Origin of the sequence: Sporosarcina pasadenensis (assembly GCF_047228845.1) — a bacterium.
Classification (GTDB): Bacteria; Bacillota; Bacilli; order Bacillales_A; family Planococcaceae; genus Sporosarcina.
Genome location: NZ_JBFEGM010000003.1, coordinates 1 through 16,186, shown reverse-complemented (window position 1 = coordinate 16,186; position 16,186 = coordinate 1). Strand labels below are relative to the sequence as shown.

The window sequence follows — 16,186 nt, the reverse complement described above, 5'->3', positions numbered from 1 at the left end:
ATTAAAAGTACTAGACTATGATTGAATCCCATTCTCTCGTAGGGAGTTACACCAGCGTATCCAGATTGCCTACCTCTGCCTATTTCACGGCTGCCGCATTTAGGACATTCCACCACATTGAAATTCTTCATTATAATCTCCTCATTTCTTCTTTATCTATTTTCTGAACAGTCTCTTATTCCATTTACGGTTATGCACCATTAAAGTTTCAGCAAATTTGGCAGAGCGACTCGATTTGGCGCGCAACCTCTCACTCTGGACGCGCAACCACTCGCTTTGCACGCGCAACCTCTCACTTTGGACGCGCAACCTCTCGCTTTGGACGCGCAACCACTCGCTTTGGACGCGCAACCTCCCGTTTTGGACGCTGGCTCGCTTCATAACAAAAAAGCTGCCAAGAAAAGTCATTTTACCGACTTTCCGTGACAGCCCCTACCTACAATTTAACCAACTCTCGAACTATTCCCCGCCTGCAATTTATACATCTGTGCATACTGACCGCCAAGCGCGAGCAATTCATCGTGATTGCCTTGCTCGACGATTTCACCGCGGTCCAGCACTAAAATGCGGTCCGCGTTTTTAATTGTAGACAAACGGTGAGCAATGATGAACGTCGTTCGTCCCTTCTTCAACACGTCCATCGCATGCTGGATGATTTCCTCGGTTTCCGTATCGATATTGGAAGTGGCCTCATCCAATATGAGGATGGCCGGGTCAAAGGCAAGTGCCCGTGCAAAGGAAATGAGTTGGCGTTGACCAGACGAAAGCGTGCTTCCCTTCTCCACGACCGGCTCGTCAATCCCGCCAGGCAAATGCTTCAGCACACGGTCCCCGCCAACAGCATCAAGTGCTTGCTGCACTCTTTCGCGAGAAATGCGTCCATCCCCCAGGCTGATGTTCGACTCCACTGTTCCACTGAACAAATACGGATCCTGCAAAACGATTCCCATATGATCGCGGATCGTCTGGCGCGACATGTTTCCAATATTCATGCCATCAATCGTAATTTTCCCTTTCGATACGTCATAGAAACGGAAAAGCAAGTTCATGATGGAGCTCTTACCGGAGCCGGTATGGCCGACGAGCGCGACGGTCTCCCCTTGCTTCGCCTCGAAGGAAATGTCTTTCAGCACATATTCCTCATCTTTATAAGCGAACCAGACTTTCTCGAATCGGACGTTCCCTCGATAACGGGTAATCTTCTCATCGCTCACTGGCTCCCCTTGGCGATCCATTAGACTGAAGACGCGCTCTGCTGCGACGAGAGAATGCTCGAGTCGCGCAAACTGGTTGACGACTCCCGTAATCGGGTTGAATAGCCGTGTAATATAATCGACAAATGCGTAAAGCATCCCGACAGAAATGACGCTCTCCGCCGACAGCGAAGCACCGCCGAAATACCAGATCAGAAAGACGAAAGCCAACGAACGGATAATATCGACGAGATTATGGGACGTCGCCGCTTCGACTTTCAATAATTTGCTTTGATACTTATAATGCTCATCATTCAATTCATTGAATTCGCCATCCATCTGCTTTTCGCGGCGGAACGCTTGGATGATTGTCATTCCGTTGATTGATTCATTGATCATCGCATTCATCTCACTGTTTTTGCTTCGGATGATATGGTTCACTTTTGCAGCGAACTTCCGGTACAATTTCATCCAGACGTATAGGACTGGCAAGACGAATAGCGTGATCGCCCCCATTTTCGGATCCAAGTAGAAGAGGGCGATGAAAATCCCGAGCATATACATGCCGCTAATTGCGAACTGTGAAACGACCGTCACATACAAATTCCGGATTGCTTCGGTGTCATTTGTAATTCGTGCAACGACCTTCCCTGCCGGCAAATTATCGAAATAACGGATCGGCAACGTCTGGATATGCCCATACAATTCGTTCCGCATTTTCTGGATAATCCGGTTTGCGGCATTTTGCAGCAATAAATATTGGAAATACCGCAAGATAGCTGTAACGACTGCCAAGCTGAAAAATATAGCTAACAGTTTGGCGATCGGTGTGAAATTGATAGTCTTATCTACTGACGTCGCGATATGATCGTCAATGATCTTCTTCGCGATCAAAGGTCCCATCAAGTCTGCTGCGACAGCGAAGCCGAGAAGGACGAGTCCTGTAATTAAAAGCTTCTTATAATCAAGTGCATACTGTACTAAACGTTTTCCGGTAGTCATGTTTCAACCTCCCCGATCTGCTGGCGGTCGAATTGCTCTTTATACCATCCGTTGTTCGCAAGCAAGTCTTCGTGTGTTCCTTCTTCAATGACACGTCCATCATCGAGGACAATGATCCAATCCGCATGTTGGATGGCGGATAGACGATGCGTCGTAATGATCGTCGTTTTCCCTGACCGTTCCGACTGGATGTTTTCAATGATTTTCGCTTCCGTCTTCGCATCGACAGCGGAAAGCGAGTCATCGAGTATAAGGATTTCAGGATTTTTCACGAGAGCACGTGCAATCGAGATCCGCTGCTTCTGGCCACCCGATAATGCAACACCTTTCTCGCCCACCAATGTATCCAAGCCCGCCGGCAGCAATTCTAAATCTTTTTCAAAATGTGATAGACGGATCGATTCTGCAATGTCTTCCTCTGTCGCTTCCGGACGTCCAAACAGGATATTGTCCCGGACGGAACGTGAGAAGAGTACGTGGTCTTGTGGTACATAGCCGATCCAATCGCGGACTTGATCCTTCTTCAATGATTGAAGTGCAACATCCGAGAAGACGATTTCCCCGTCGCCCGCTGGATATTCACGCAAAAGCTGCTTGACGAACGTCGTTTTCCCACTTCCCGTCTTTCCGACGATGCCGAGCGTCTGTCCCCGATCCAACTGAAGTTCGATATGGTCCAAATTGATTGCATGCGACATTGGATACGTGAAGCTGACGTCATTGAATCCGACGCTTTCCGGCTGATCGACGTCGACTGGCTCGTCAGGATCTTTCACATCTTCCTCATAATCTAACGTCTCCATGACGCGGTCCAAAGAAGCATTTCCGCGTTGCAACACGTTGATCAACTCACCGATTGCAAACATTGGCCAAACGATCATTCCTAAGTAAACGTTGAATGTGACAAGATTACCTAACGTCATTTCTTCAGCTGAAACCAAATAAGCCCCATATCCGAGTCCAATCATATATGTCATTGCCGTGAGCACTTTCGTAAACGGCATGAACAGAGCGTCGATCTTTTCGACATGCATATTCTTCTTGTACACATCTTCCGTCATATCCGCAAACCGCTGCTCGGAAGCACGCTCCTGTACATAAGCACGGACGACCCGGACACCTGCCACGGCCTCCAGCACATTATCATTCAGTTCCCCGAACGCCTCCTGTGCAGTCATATACCGTTCATGTATCTTCTTTCCGAGCACTTGCAAAATGAAAGCCAAAATCGGTAACGGCAAAATCGCTGCAAGTGTCAGCTTCCATGAGACGACGAATCCCATTGTAATGATTAGCGTACCTAAATACAAAGTCGAGTCGACGAGCGTCATGATTCCGAATCCTGCCGTTTCTGAAATCGCACGGAGGTCATTCGTCGAACGCGCCATTAGGTCGCCTGTTTTGTTTTTCTCATAAAATGTCGGTGTCATTTTTAGGAAATGGCGCATAAGCCGAGTCCTCAATTGCCTTTCAATAACATATGCCCCACCGAAGAGCTGGTATTGCCAGACGAAGTTGCCGACATATGAGAAAAGCATGATGAGAAACATCGTACCGATGAATAGTGCAAGCAGATGCGTTGTCATCGTCTGCGTATAAATCGTGTCAATCGCCTTACCGATTAGCCATGGAGGCAAAATGACAAGCACATTCGTCATCATTAATAGGACAAGTGCAACCGTGTACCTTTTGCGGTTTTCTTTGAAAAACCACTTTAATTTAAATAAAACCGAAAACATGTTTTCAACCTTCTTCCTTCAATTCTCTCAACTATCCACTTTCAAGAGATTCCTTCTTTAATAATTTCCGTTGCTGATTTACATAGTTCATGATCAGCGCTCCTTTCCTACAGTTTTTTATGTTACACGGTAACCGTGAAAACACCGAAATTATTAATTCCAAAGACAAAAAAGGCACACGCCTCCTAAGATAAGCGTGTGCTCAAAAAAAAGGGACGATAAGTCATGCCGCCCCGATAAATTTCATAGAATAGAAAAACTGCAGGTCAGCACGGAATTCATATTTGATTGTTGTTTGATAAAAATGATTCTTTGCATTTTCCGCACCTTCCTAACTATTTAGATTTTCGAATAATTCAACATTACCATTGATAATTTCGATTTGTCAATACATTTCTATACAATTCGCATTGATTGTTTCAATTCGCTGCAATCGGGTATTGAACAGTCATACCACTCGAGAATAGAAACGATGTGGTTTTTACTCGTTTATGTGGATGTTCGACAATATTCACCAACAGTTACCCCACGGCAAAGTAACATATAGAGCGGGCATGCCAGGAGCATTATTCCTGGCATTTTTTAATGTATGCTAGTAATTCATCCATTATGACTCACCCAACTAATAAATGAGACAGAGCTCCTAATCCAGCAGTAATTAAAACAACAAGCCAAGGAGCCATTTTGTAATACATTAAGAGACCGAATGCGATGATGGCAATTCCGAAGTCTACCGAAGAACCTATGGAGCTTGTGAATACAGGATCATATAGCGCAGCTAGTAAAATTCCTACGACTGCTGCATTCACTCCTTTCAAAGCCGCTTGAATTCCTGGCTTCGAACGGATCGTTGACCAAAATGGCAATGTACCGATGACGAGCAAAAATGAAGGCAGGAACATAGCGATGACCGCAACCGCAGCCCCTGACGGTCCACTCATCAGCTGTCCCAAATAGCCAGCCAACGTAAATAGAGGACCTGGCACGGCTTGTGCCGCCCCGTATCCTGCGATGAACGTCTCAGCGTCCATCCAGCCCGCCGGTACGACTTCCCGTTCAAGCATCGGCAATACGACATGCCCTCCGCCAAAAACAATCGAACCGACCCGATAGAATATATCAAAAATCTCGATGAATGCATTTTGAAAGAAAGACCTGATTGCCGGAATTCCTATAAGCAGTAGGAAGAAAATCACCCATGCCGCCACGCCTGTCTTCTTTCCGAATGAAAGATCGATGGATTCAGGCTTCGGTGCCTTCTCCTTCTGGTATAGAGCATAACCGACAAATCCTGCGCCGACGATGATAGCAATTTGTCCCACCGCTGTCGGAATCAATAACGTCAAAACAGCCGCAACGAGGGCGAGTGTCAGTCTTGCCCGATCGGGTGTCAACGACTTGCTCATCCCGACCAATGCATGCGCTACAACAGCGACTGCAACAATCTTCAATCCTTTGATCCAACCGAGGTCAAAGGTAGCTGTCGAGGAAATGAGCCAGGCAAATGCCATTAACAGCAATACCGACGGCAATGTGAAACCGATCCACGAAAGGATTCCTCCGAGTAACCCCCCGCGCATTAACCCGATCGCAATCCCGACTTGCGAGCTTGCAGGACCCGGTAAGAACTGGCATAACGCCACAATATCCGCATACATTTTATCGTCGAGCCATTTCTTTTTCTTCACATATTCGTCTCTGAAATAACCGATATGGGCTGCAGGACCTCCAAAGGAAGTCAGTCCAAGCAGCAATGATGTGCGTAAAATCTCTGATGCATTTTTCTGCTTCTTCACAACTACACCTCCGAACGTACTATAACTAATATACAAGACTTAGGCAAAACCATTTGTTTTTTTCTTGTAAATAATTTATCATTATCTTAACTAACCATTTTAACCTTACAGGAGGTGTGCACTTTGTTCTACCCCTCATTCGGGCGCGGGACAAAGTAAACTTATTTGGAAATTGCCATACGATTGGCAGCATTTGCTGCCTTGATCGCACTCACCGCATTTTTTGTTGCGAGTGAATTTGCAATAGTGAAAGTACGAACAACGCGGATCAACCAGCTTGTCGCGGAAGGGAACCGCCGGGCGATCACAGCAAAAAGAGTCATCAGTAATCTCGACGAATATTTATCGGCTTGTCAATTGGGCATAACGATAACAGCTCTAGGACTGGGGATGCTTGGTGAACCAACCGTGAAACTGCTAATGAAGCCGGTTTTCTCCCATTTTGAAATTGCCCCGCATGCTGCGACAATCCTTTCTTTCATCATCGCATTTACCGTCGTAACGTTTTTACATGTGGTAGTAGGTGAATTGGCTCCTAAAACGATCGCAATTCAACGGGCGGAAGCCATTACGCTGGCAACAGCGAAACCGCTCATTTTCTTTTTTTTCATTATGTTCCCAGTCATTAAAGGGATGAATGGATCAGCACGTCTCATTACTCGGCTATTCGGGTTCAAACCCGCTTCCGAAACAGAAATGGTACACTCGGAGGACGAGCTGAGATTGATTCTGACCGATAGCCTGAAGGGCGGGGAAATTAACCAGTCGGAATACAAATTCGTCAATAAGATATTCGAATTTGACGACCGGGTCGCCAAAGAGATCATGGTGCCGCGTACCGAAATGATGACAATCGAGAAAGATGTCACATTACGGGAAATGTTTGAAATGATGGGTGTCGAGCAATTCACAAGATATCCTGTCACGGATGGAGATAAAGACCATGTCATCGGCTTGGTGAATATGAAAAATCTATTGACGGCGTTTATCAAAGATCCGACAACGGGAGATCAGCCTGTCAGTGAATATATGCAACCGATCATCCGAGTCATAGAAACGATGGCAATCGGCGATCTTCTGTTGAAAATCCAACGTGAACGGATCCACATGGCCATTCTTATGGACGAATACGGTGGGACTTCCGGACTTGTGACGATCGAAGATATTTTAGAAGAGATTGTCGGAGAGATCCAAGACGAATTTGATATGGATGAAGTGCCTGAAGTACAGAAAATAAATGATAACCATTTTATATTGGATGCAAAAATGTTAATTGAAAACGTTAACGATGTGCTCGATATTGATATCGATGAAGAGGATATTGATACGATCGGCGGATGGTTTATGTCGGAACGTTTTGAAGCGGTCCCGGGTGAAAAGATCATTGAGCAAGGTTATGAGTTCACCGTGAAGGACGTCGAAGGACATCACATCCTCTACTTGGAAGCTATGAAATATGATAAAGAGAACGGATCAGCCGACTTACAGGTTGAATCATAATAATAAACGGCATCTCCTTAACTCGGAGATGCCGTTTTGTTCTTATTAACCCTTTTTATATTCCACACGGTATATATCATGGCGGCGGTCCTTTAGCTGCTTCACTGTTCCGTCCTGTCGCTGGCGTCGTAATATCTCCAGATCGACATCCCCGATAAGAACCATTTCCAAGTTAGGGTTCGTTTCTCCGACGATTCCATCCCTTGCAAATTCGAAATCCGAGGGCGAGAAGATGGCCGACTGCGCATATTGGATATCCATATTTTCAGTTTGCGGCAAATTGCCGACCGTCCCTGAAATGACCGTGTAAATCTGGTTTTCAATCGCGCGGGCTTGTGCGCAATATCGGACGCGTAAATACCCTTGGCGGTCTTCCGTACAAAATGGCGTGAAAATAATATTCGCCCCTTTGTCCGTCGCAATTCTTGCAAGCTCAGGAAACTCGATGTCATAACAAATTTGAATGGCGATTTTTCCACAGTCGGTATCAAACACTTGGATTTCATCCCCTTGGCTGATTCCCCACCATTTCCTTTCATTCGGTGTAATATGGATCTTGTATTGCTTTTCGATCGACCCATCCCTCCTGAAAAGGTAGGCGATATTGTAGATCTCCTCATCCTCTTCCTCGACGAAATGAGAGCCACCGATAATATTCACATTGTAGCGGACCGCAAGATTCGTGAACATTTCGATATACTCCGGCGTGTACTCCGTCATCTTCCGCACCGCCCTGCTCGGCGAAGGCTCCTCTAGGAATGACATGAGCTGCGTCGTAAATATTTCTGGGAAGACGACAAAATCAGAACCCGCATCCGACGCGACATCAACGAAGTATTCGCATTGATTGGCCATTTCGTCGAATGAAGAAATCTTCCTCATTAAATACTGGACAACACAAATACGGACAGGGTAACTTGTCTTATAATGCCGTTTAGTAGTTGCTTTGTAATCAACATTGTTCCATTCCATGAGCGTCGCATATTTTTTTGATGCTTTATCATCAGGCAAATAATTCGGATTGATCCGCATGAGGGTGAAATCATTCAATAATTGGAACGTGAGGACCGGGTCGTAGATTTTATGCCGTGTCACCGCCTCCACATATTCGCGGGCAGACATTTCATTAGCATACCGATGATAATTCGGGATCCTGCCACCGATGATGATCGATTTCAAATTCAATCGTTGGACGAGCTCTTTCCTCGCTTCATAGAGCCGTTGCCCAACTTTCATCCTCCGGTATTCAGGATGGACCATCACTTCGATGCCGTAAAGATTGTATCCTTCGGGATTATGGTTCGTAATATAGCCTTTCGCGGAAATGTCATCCCAAGTATGGCGATCATCGTATTCATCAAAATTGATGATCAAGCTCGAACAGGAACCGATAATTTCCCCATCAAGCTCGGCGACGAATTGCCCTTCCGGAAAAATGGACAGATGGCTTTTCAGGTGCTCTTCCTCCCACGGCTCCATACCAGGGAAACATACTTCCTGCATGTTCAATATTTTTTCGATGTCATCCTCTTTCATCTCACGGATGACCATACTCATTTCAAATGACGATAAATCAATTTCTTCACTCATCCACAGTTCACCCTTTCTTCATATTATGTACCCATAATTGACGATGAAAAATCATGTGATTCCGATTATTTTACACGGATACGCCCACGCCGTATAATCAAAGAGGAGTCATAGAAACAGGAGTTGACAATATGCACAAACGGTTGGAGAACGGTCTTGTTTTCATCTTTACCATTTCCCTCATCGCAACATTCGGATCTTTATACTTTTCGATTGTACGAGGTTATGAACCTTGCACTCTATGCTGGTATCAACGCATCCTCATGTATCCAATCGTTTTAATGACGGGCGTCGCTTTATTCCAGAAAAATGCTAAAATCGCTTTGACGACAGCTGTTTTTGCAATTGTCGGCGGTTCCATCTCGCTGTACCATTATGGAATCCAGAAACTGAGTTTTCTGCAAGACAGCGCACCGGCCTGCGGAAATGTTTCCTGCACAGGCCAGTATGTGAACTATCTTGGATTCATCACAATTCCGTTCATGGCTTTGACGGCATTTGTGCTGATCCTCATTACAAGCCTCTTCTTATTGAAATGGCAAAAGGAGTATAATTGAATTGAAGAAATTACTTATCATTGGCGGTGTCATCGTCGCCATCTTCGCTTTAATCATCGTGTTGAATAATCAAACCAACAAAGATAAGTTGAAGGATAACCCATATGGGACTAAGCAACTTAAACAGTCTACTATCGACTTGATCGGCAATGAAAATTACAGCAACATCGTCCTTCCGGATGAACTTTACGAAAAAATCACTTCCGGAGAGTCTGTCACTGCATACTTCTTCTCACCAGACTGCCCGTATTGCATGCAAATGACACCGATACTTATGCCAATTGCGAAAGAAAAAGGGATTCATGTGTACCAATACAACTTGCTGGAGTTCGAACAAGAAGCCCAGCCCTATGGCATCACATCATGGCCGACGTTAATCCATTATGAAGATGGAAAAGAAGTTTCCCGTTCTGTAGGGTTGCCACCAGAACCGGTGGATGAAAATATTCGAGCCTTCTTCGATGAGTACGATAAGAAATGATGGAAAATCTAAATACGACCTTCCGTTATCAATCAAATCATGATGGGCTAACGATTGAAGAGCTACTTCGGGATGAATGGAAAGCCGGCAAAAAAACCATCCATCAGATGAGGATGGAAAAGGCTGTTACGGATACAGCCGGGAACCCAATAGATTGGCGCACGCCCTTACAAGCAGGAACAGAACTTATCTTTCACTTCAACGACGCCGTTTCTTCTTATAAGCCGGACGAACAAACCAAAGTCTCTGTCTTGTTTGAGGATGAACATATCATTGCCGCTCTGAAGCCTGCAGGCATGGCCATCCATCCAGATGAAACAGATGAAGGCGGGACTTTCATGAACGCCGTCATGGCACATGTAGCAAGGAACGGCGGAGCTTACGCAGAGCATATCCATCGTCTCGACAAAGGGACAGAAGGAATTGTGCTCGTTGCAAAGCATCCTATTGCCAAAGCGCTTTTTGATCGGATGATCGAGGAACGTGCGATTACGCGCATCTATCATGCCGAAGTCGATGGACGCTTAAAACGGATGAGAGGGACGCTTCAATATCCGATCGGACGCGACCGGCACCATCCAACAAGGCGCCGGGTCTCCCCAGGCGGACAGGATGCCATTACCCGCTTCCGTGTCTTAGAACGGGATGATGAGGCGACAAGAGTGGAAGCGAGTCTTGAAACCGGCAGAACCCACCAGATTCGAGTTCACTTCTCCCATATTGGGCATCCCGTCAAAGGCGATACACTTTATGGCGGAAGCGAAACTGCAGACGGAAACTATCGATTGGTCGCAAAGAAGGTTTCCTTCAAGCACCCTTTTACAGAAGAACAGACAACAATAGAAGTCATATAAAAAACCGCGGAAAAGAATGAACGTGTATGTTCAAACTTTCCGCGGTTTTTCGTTTTTATTCTCATGTAGTTAAATGAAACATTCACGCTTCGTCGTACTTCTCAGGGTTTGTTCCGGTTCGTTCATCGAGGTTCAAGGCATCAATTTTCATCATATCTTCCGGTGTCAACTCGAAGTCATTCACGTCGATGTTTGATTGGATGCGAGCCGGAGTCACCGATTTAGGGATGACAACCAGTCCATGCTGCAGATGCCATCTAATAATGACTTGCGCTGGAGTCTTTCCATACGTCAACCCGATCTGTTGCAATGTCGGCTCGTCCATGAGCCTGCCTCTAGCTAGCGGTGACCATGAAGTGACGACTATGCCATGTTCATTGCAGAAGTTTCGTAAAGGCTCCTGTGTGAGCCGCGGATGCAATTCAATCTGATTCACCATCGGCTTCACATTCGCAACGTTGAAAACTTTTTCGAGATGATGGATGTGATGATTGGATACCCCTGTAGCCCGGATCAGCTTTTCATCATAGAGCCTCTCAATTGCACGATATGTATCCTCGAATTTGTCTGCGACCGGCCAATGGGTCAAATAAAGGTCCAAATAATCCGTTCCAAGTCTTTCCAAAGAGGCTTCAAAAGCTCTCAATGTTGCATCATACCCTTGGTCGTTGTTCCACACTTTCGATGTGATGAACAACTGCTCTCTCGGAATTCCCGATTGCCGTATTGCAATACCTGTTTCTTGCTCGTTCTCATAGATTGCAGCAGTGTCGATAGCCCGATAGCCGATTTCCAAAGCATATGAAATCGCCCGTATTGTCTCATCGGAATCAGTCATCTTGTAAACGCCGAGGCCAAGCTGAGGCATTTCAACACCGTTCGATAATGTTATCTTGCCGTCAAAAGTATCCATTCCGCTTTCCTCCAATACAGTTTGTACTTTTATTGTACCTGTATTTCATAACTTTGACGAATGATGATAGTTAATAGTTAATCAGAATGACACAATTTAACTATGCAGACATTTCATTTTAAGACGTGATAGGGTATACTATATCAAGGACTACTGATTTTACGGGAGGTACATCTGATGAATCTTATCCTTATTATGGCTGTTTGCTTCGCATTCCTTTCTGCAATTCTTACAGGTGGATACGAAGATAAACCAGGTAAAGTGAAAAAATAAGTAGTAAAAACGGGACATGCCTCAAATGGCTGTCCCGTTTCTTTATTTCAAATCTAAAAATGATTGTTGCCGTAGGGCCTCGTAGATAAGAATAGCGGCTGTGTTGGATAGGTTCAATGATCTGATGTGATCATTCATTGGGATGCGCAGACAATTCTCTTTGCTTTGCTCAATAACTTCGTCAGGCAATCCTGTGGTCTCTTTCCCGAATACGAAAAAGACATCCTTTGAAGGATTCGAAAAATCAAAGTCCGAATAAGCCTTCTCGCCGAATTTCGTAATGAAGTAAAACTGCGCTTCAGGAAATGCGTCAAGAAACTCCTGTATGCCTTCATGATACGTAATATCGACGTATTGCCAGTAATCCAGTCCTGCACGTTTAAGCATTTTATCATCGGTGGAAAATCCGAGCGGTTTGATAAGATGCAGCTTAGTTCCTGTCCCGGCGCATGTACGGGCGATATTCCCGGTATTTGCGGGTATTAGTGGTTCAAATAATGCGACATGTATCGCCATTTCAGCACTTCCTTCAAATAGTCTCCAATACTCTTTCCATCTCGATGCGTACGTCGGCATCCTCTTCTTTTTGTATTGCTATTTCAATTGCTTCTATGCTCTCGCTCGTGCCGATTTGTCCAAGGGCCCATGCGGCTGTCCCCCGGATGAGAGGGCGTTGATCGTTCACAAGCAGTTCTGCCAGTGTCGGCACGGCCGTCTCGTCCTTGAAGTGCGCAAGCGCAAGGATGGCGTTCCGCTGTATCGGATTCTTGCCCCTCCATGAACCTGACATATGTCCATACGTCTCCTTGAATTCACGATTCGACAAACTGAGCATCGGCACGAGAAGCGGTTTCGCCAATTCCGGCTCCGGTTGAAACGCAGGCTGATGGAGATTGTATTTCCCCTTGTTTTTCGGACAAACGGTTTGACATGTATCACAGCCGTATACCCTGTTTCCGATTTTGGCACGAAATTCCTCGGGAATCGGTTTTTTCGTCTGTGTTAAAAATGCGATGCATCGCTGAGCATTCAGCTGACCGCCTTGAATCAAAGCCCCTGTAGGACAAGCATCCAAACAAAGTGTACAATCCCCGCATTGATCCTCCATCGGTATGTCCGGCTCAAACGGGATATTCGTTATCATTTCCCCTAAGTAGACGTACGATCCATATTCAGGCGTGATGACTGAACAATTCTTCCCTGACCAGCCGATTCCTGCCCGTTCGGCAACAGCCCGATCAACGAGCTCCCCGGTATCCACCATCGACCGCAGTTTAGCATTCGGCATCTTTTCGGAAATATATGTTTCCAGTAGTTGCAGCTTTTCACGGAGGACGTGATGATAATCCATCCCCCAAGATGCCCTTGCAAAGATACCGCGCCTTTCCCCCTTCTTTCCTCTAGGCGCATCTGTCATTTTAGAAGGATAAGCGACGGCAATGGAAATGATGCTTTCTGCGCGATCAAGCAATAGTATCGGTTCCGTCCGTTTTTCGATATCACTTTCTTCAAAGCCCGATTGATAGCCCAATTCCTGTTGACGTCGTAACCGGTTTTTTAATTCTAAAAAAGGGGCGGCGGTCGTAAAGCCGATTTTATCGATTCCGATAGTAGCTGCATATTCTTTTATTGATGACTGTAGCTGAGCGACATTCACTACGTTCCGCCTCCTTTATGGTAGGATTGATAAAAAGATAATGACAAAGGTGATGAAGATGAAAATAACTATAGATGAAGATCTTTTTCAACTGGTGCCCGGTTTGAAATTGGGCATTATCCATTATACCAAAATTACTGTGTCAGAATCTCCTCAAATGCTAAAAGGAAGACTCCAATTGTTCCAAGAACAACTGTTTTTCGAATTGGACACCAAGCCTTTAACGGATTTCCGAGGAATCCAGGAATGGAGAGAGACGTGGAAAGCTTTTGGGGCAGATCCAAACCGATACCGACCATCTGCGGAAGCTCTATTCCGTAGGATTAAAAAGCAGAATTACTTGCGGACAGTACATACAGCGGTTGACCTGAATACGTTTTTCTCTCTCCAATATGAAATCCCAGCAGGTATTTACGACTTAGGTAAAATTGTCGGAGATGTCCATTTGACCGTTGGCGGTGAGGAAGACGGTTATGACGGATTGAACGGTCGTTTCAACTCACTGCACCGCATTCTTCAATTAAAAGACGAATACAGTCCTTTCGGCAGCCCTTATGTAGACTCTGTCAGAACGGCCGTTACGGAAGAGACAACGGATGCGCTCCATGTCCTTTTTCTCCGCCCTTCGATGGACAAGGAAGAAGCTCTGCAACTGACGACTGCATGCGGTAATATGTTTACGTCCATTAGCGGTGGGGAATCTGCTTGCTTTGTTTTGAATGAAGAGAGTCCTTCCGTTATGTTAAATGGAAGCAAACCATTCCATCTGTGAACGTTCACGGATGGTCAGCAAGCAGATACTACTCCTCCCCATGGAAAACGCTCCTGTCCACGTAATAGTGGAAGGAGCGTTTTATTGTAGAACTGGATACCCAAGGCCGGACTTGAACCGGCACGCCTTACGGCATCGCATTTTGAGTGCGACGTGTCTGCCATTCCACCACTTGGGCATTGAAGAGAGATTAAATAAAACTGGAAAGAGAAAAGATGCAACCTTGGTTGCATCTTCTCGATGTGGATACCCGAGGCCGGACTTGAACCGGCACGCCTCGCGGCATCGCATTTTGAGTGCGACGTGTCTGCCATTCCACCACTCGGGCATAATAACAATTCACTTACAGCATACATGAAATATGGAGGCGGCAACCGGAATCGAACCGGTGGTAAGGGTGTTGCAGACCCGTGCCTTACCGCTTGGCTATGCCGCCGTAAGAAAAGTGGAGCGGAAGACGGGATTCGAACCCGCGACCCCGACCTTGGCAAGGTCGTATTCTACCACTGAACTACTTCCGCAAAAACTGGGGTAGCTGGATTCGAACCAACGAATGACGGAGTCAAAGTCCGTTGCCTTACCGCTTGGCTATACCCCAAGAATTAAATGGGGCGGACGAGGGGAATCGAACCCCCGAATGTCGGAACCACAATCCGATGCGTTAACCACTTCGCCACGACCGCCATAATAATTATATATTTTTTAATAGTACGCTGCATAGAATGGGGCGGACGAGGGGAATCGAACCCCCGAGTGTCGGAACCACAATCCGATGCGTTAACCACTTCGCCACGACCGCCATAATATTGGGTTGAAACAAGAATGGCAGGGGCAGTAGGAATCGAACCCACACCAAAGGTTTTGGAGACCTCTATTCTACCGTTAAACTATGCCCCTGTAAAAATAAATGGTGGTGGGGGACGGATTCGAACCGCCGAACCCGGAGGGAGCGGATTTACAGTCCGCCGCGTTTAGCCACTTCGCTACCCCACCAAGAGAAGCATGCCGGCGATAGGAGTCGAACCCACGACCTACTGATTACAAGTCAGTTGCTCTACCAACTGAGCTACACCGGCATAATATTAAAATGGTGGCTCAGGACGGAATCGAACCGCCGACACAAGGATTTTCAGTCCTTTGCTCTACCGACTGAGCTACTGAGCCACATAAAAATGGCGGTCCCGACCGGGATCGAACCGGCGATCTCCTGCGTGACAGGCAGGCATGTTAACCGCTACACCACGGGACCTTTTGGTTGCGGGGGCAGGATTTGAACCTGCGACCTTCGGGTTATGAGCCCGACGAGCTACCACTGCTCCACCCCGCGATAATAATAAGTTATTCATAATATAATGGTGGAGGATGACGGGTTCGAACCGCCGACCCCCTGCTTGTAAGGCAGGTGCTCTCCCAGCTGAGCTAATCCTCCGTGTTTAAAGTGTGATAAGCTGCGCATCTCTTTGTCAGCTTCTTTCACTCACTCGGTCACGTACTTAGGTACGCTCCCTCTTTCCTTCAATCGCTTCCGCGACCTGCTTGCTTCTCCCACTTTAAAGGGGATCCGCAATCTAATTGGAAAGGCTGTTCGTGAAAATGGTGACCCCTACGGGATTCGAACCCGTGTTACCGCCGTGAAAGGGCGGTGTCTTAACCGCTTGACCAAGGGGCCATATCTAGTAAGTAATAAATCTGGCGGAGAGCAAGGGATTTGAACCCTTGATACGCGGTTAGCGTATACACGATTTCCAATCGTGCTCCTTCGGCCACTCGGACAGCTCTCCAATTGGCTCCGCAGGTAGGATTCGAACCTACGACCGATCGGTTAACAGCCGATTGCTCTACCACTGAGCTACTGCGGA

Annotated in this window: 12 protein-coding genes and 17 tRNA genes; 5 read left to right on the top strand and 24 right to left on the bottom strand. The window is 46.3% G+C overall.

Annotated features, from left to right (window positions below):
- Positions 1–443 precede the first annotated feature (443 nt).
- From AB1K89_RS05430 to chrA, 3 genes are all read right to left on the bottom strand, one after another.
- The gene (locus AB1K89_RS05430) at positions 444–2,195 is read right to left on the bottom strand and encodes an ABC transporter ATP-binding protein (protein ID WP_413053766.1); all 1,752 of its coding nucleotides are present in this window, start codon (positions 2,193–2,195) and stop codon (positions 444–446) included.
- On the bottom strand, positions 2,192–3,934 hold the full coding sequence (locus AB1K89_RS05425) for an ABC transporter ATP-binding protein (protein ID WP_413053765.1): 1,743 nt from the start codon (positions 3,932–3,934) through the stop codon (positions 2,192–2,194). The genes AB1K89_RS05430 and AB1K89_RS05425 overlap by 4 nt, the downstream gene beginning before the upstream one ends.
- Before the next feature lie 614 nt (positions 3,935–4,548).
- A complete protein-coding gene (gene chrA / locus AB1K89_RS05420; protein WP_413053764.1) occupies positions 4,549–5,730 on the bottom strand; it encodes a chromate efflux transporter in 1,182 nt (393 codons plus the stop codon).
- Between the two features lie 165 nt (positions 5,731–5,895).
- Between chrA and AB1K89_RS05415 the strand changes: the two genes are divergently transcribed.
- Complete coding sequence (locus tag AB1K89_RS05415; protein WP_413053763.1) at positions 5,896–7,230, top strand: hemolysin family protein; 1,335 nt, start codon at positions 5,896–5,898, stop codon at positions 7,228–7,230.
- Between the two features lie 45 nt (positions 7,231–7,275).
- Here the strand turns inward: AB1K89_RS05415 and AB1K89_RS05410 are convergent, their stop codons facing one another.
- Positions 7,276–8,820 carry a GNAT family N-acetyltransferase gene (locus AB1K89_RS05410; RefSeq protein WP_413053762.1) on the bottom strand — a complete coding sequence of 515 codons (1,545 nt, stop codon included), beginning with the start codon at positions 8,818–8,820 and terminating at the stop codon, positions 7,276–7,278.
- A gap of 131 nt (positions 8,821–8,951) precedes the next feature.
- Here AB1K89_RS05410 and AB1K89_RS05405 point away from each other — a divergent pair, with 131 nt between their 5' ends.
- From AB1K89_RS05405 to AB1K89_RS05395, 3 genes are read left to right on the top strand one after another with little or no spacing between them, the layout of a single operon-like run.
- Complete coding sequence (locus tag AB1K89_RS05405) at positions 8,952–9,377, top strand: disulfide oxidoreductase (RefSeq protein ID WP_413053761.1); 426 nt, start codon at positions 8,952–8,954, stop codon at positions 9,375–9,377.
- Between the two features lies 1 nt (position 9,378).
- Positions 9,379–9,858, top strand: coding sequence for a thioredoxin family protein (locus tag AB1K89_RS05400; protein ID WP_413053760.1), 480 nt, complete (start codon positions 9,379–9,381; stop codon positions 9,856–9,858).
- A complete protein-coding gene (locus tag AB1K89_RS05395) occupies positions 9,855–10,712 on the top strand; it encodes an RluA family pseudouridine synthase (RefSeq protein WP_413053759.1) in 858 nt (285 codons plus the stop codon). The genes AB1K89_RS05400 and AB1K89_RS05395 overlap by 4 nt, the downstream gene beginning before the upstream one ends.
- An 82-nt stretch (positions 10,713–10,794) precedes the next feature.
- Here AB1K89_RS05395 and AB1K89_RS05390 read toward each other — a convergent pair whose 3' ends face one another.
- From AB1K89_RS05390 to queG, 3 genes are all read right to left on the bottom strand, one after another.
- Positions 10,795–11,625 (bottom strand): aldo/keto reductase, encoded by an 831-nt coding sequence (locus tag AB1K89_RS05390; RefSeq protein ID WP_413053758.1) that lies wholly within the window; start codon positions 11,623–11,625, stop codon positions 10,795–10,797.
- Between the two features lie 315 nt (positions 11,626–11,940).
- Positions 11,941–12,414, bottom strand: coding sequence for a tRNA (uridine(34)/cytosine(34)/5-carboxymethylaminomethyluridine(34)-2'-O)-methyltransferase TrmL (gene trmL, locus AB1K89_RS05385; protein WP_413053757.1), 474 nt, complete (start codon positions 12,412–12,414; stop codon positions 11,941–11,943).
- A 13-nt stretch (positions 12,415–12,427) separates the two neighbouring features.
- Entirely contained in the window at positions 12,428–13,555 is a 1,128-nt protein-coding gene (gene queG / locus AB1K89_RS05380; protein ID WP_413053756.1) for a tRNA epoxyqueuosine(34) reductase QueG, read from the bottom strand.
- 58 nt (positions 13,556–13,613) lie between these two features.
- Between queG and AB1K89_RS05375 the strand changes: the two genes are divergently transcribed.
- The gene (locus AB1K89_RS05375; protein ID WP_413053755.1) at positions 13,614–14,327 is read left to right on the top strand and encodes a B3/B4 domain-containing protein; all 714 of its coding nucleotides are present in this window, start codon (positions 13,614–13,616) and stop codon (positions 14,325–14,327) included.
- A 97-nt stretch (positions 14,328–14,424) separates the two neighbouring features.
- Here AB1K89_RS05375 and AB1K89_RS05370 read toward each other — a convergent pair.
- The 17 genes from AB1K89_RS05370 to AB1K89_RS05290 form a co-directional block, all read right to left on the bottom strand.
- A tRNA-Leu gene (locus AB1K89_RS05370) sits at positions 14,425–14,505 on the bottom strand.
- Positions 14,506–14,574: 69 nt separating this feature from the next.
- A tRNA-Leu gene (locus tag AB1K89_RS05365) sits at positions 14,575–14,655 on the bottom strand.
- 34 nt (positions 14,656–14,689) lie between these two features.
- Positions 14,690–14,763 (bottom strand) — tRNA-Cys (locus AB1K89_RS05360).
- Positions 14,764–14,773: 10 nt separating this feature from the next.
- Positions 14,774–14,848 (bottom strand) — tRNA-Gly (locus tag AB1K89_RS05355).
- A gap of 5 nt (positions 14,849–14,853) precedes the next feature.
- A tRNA-Gln gene (locus AB1K89_RS05350) sits at positions 14,854–14,925 on the bottom strand.
- Positions 14,926–14,934: 9 nt separating this feature from the next.
- Positions 14,935–15,010, bottom strand: a tRNA-His gene (locus AB1K89_RS05345).
- 40 nt (positions 15,011–15,050) lie between these two features.
- Positions 15,051–15,126: transfer RNA gene (locus AB1K89_RS05340), tRNA-His, on the bottom strand.
- Positions 15,127–15,150: 24 nt separating this feature from the next.
- Positions 15,151–15,224: transfer RNA gene (locus AB1K89_RS05335), tRNA-Trp, on the bottom strand.
- Positions 15,225–15,235: 11 nt separating this feature from the next.
- Positions 15,236–15,320, bottom strand: a tRNA-Tyr gene (locus AB1K89_RS05330).
- A gap of 10 nt (positions 15,321–15,330) precedes the next feature.
- Positions 15,331–15,403 (bottom strand) — tRNA-Thr (locus tag AB1K89_RS05325).
- 12 nt (positions 15,404–15,415) lie between these two features.
- A tRNA-Phe gene (locus tag AB1K89_RS05320) sits at positions 15,416–15,491 on the bottom strand.
- Positions 15,492–15,500: 9 nt separating this feature from the next.
- Positions 15,501–15,576, bottom strand: a tRNA-Asp gene (locus tag AB1K89_RS05315).
- Positions 15,577–15,579: 3 nt separating this feature from the next.
- A tRNA-Met gene (locus AB1K89_RS05310) sits at positions 15,580–15,654 on the bottom strand.
- 26 nt (positions 15,655–15,680) lie between these two features.
- Positions 15,681–15,756 (bottom strand) — tRNA-Val (locus AB1K89_RS05305).
- A gap of 165 nt (positions 15,757–15,921) precedes the next feature.
- Positions 15,922–15,996: transfer RNA gene (locus AB1K89_RS05300), tRNA-Glu, on the bottom strand.
- A 21-nt stretch (positions 15,997–16,017) separates the two neighbouring features.
- Positions 16,018–16,108, bottom strand: a tRNA-Ser gene (locus AB1K89_RS05295).
- 3 nt (positions 16,109–16,111) lie between these two features.
- Positions 16,112–16,186: transfer RNA gene (locus AB1K89_RS05290), tRNA-Asn, on the bottom strand.

Excerpts from the sequence above, each read along its gene's own strand:
- AB1K89_RS05395 (WP_413053759.1), top strand. The coding sequence starts at position 9,855 with ATGATGGAAAATCTAAATACGACCTTCCGTTATCAATCAAATCATGAT.
- AB1K89_RS05430 (WP_413053766.1), bottom strand. The coding sequence starts at position 2,195 with ATGACTACCGGAAAACGTTTAGTACAGTATGCACTTGATTATAAGAAG.
- AB1K89_RS05375 (WP_413053755.1), top strand. The coding sequence starts at position 13,614 with ATGAAAATAACTATAGATGAAGATCTTTTTCAACTGGTGCCCGGTTTG.
- AB1K89_RS05410 (WP_413053762.1), bottom strand. The coding sequence starts at position 8,820 with ATGAGTGAAGAAATTGATTTATCGTCATTTGAAATGAGTATGGTCATC.
- AB1K89_RS05390 (WP_413053758.1), bottom strand. The coding sequence starts at position 11,625 with ATGGATACTTTTGACGGCAAGATAACATTATCGAACGGTGTTGAAATG.
- AB1K89_RS05405 (WP_413053761.1), top strand. The coding sequence starts at position 8,952 with ATGCACAAACGGTTGGAGAACGGTCTTGTTTTCATCTTTACCATTTCC.
- trmL (WP_413053757.1), bottom strand. The coding sequence starts at position 12,414 with ATGGCGATACATGTCGCATTATTTGAACCACTAATACCCGCAAATACC.
- AB1K89_RS05425 (WP_413053765.1), bottom strand. The coding sequence starts at position 3,934 with ATGTTTTCGGTTTTATTTAAATTAAAGTGGTTTTTCAAAGAAAACCGC.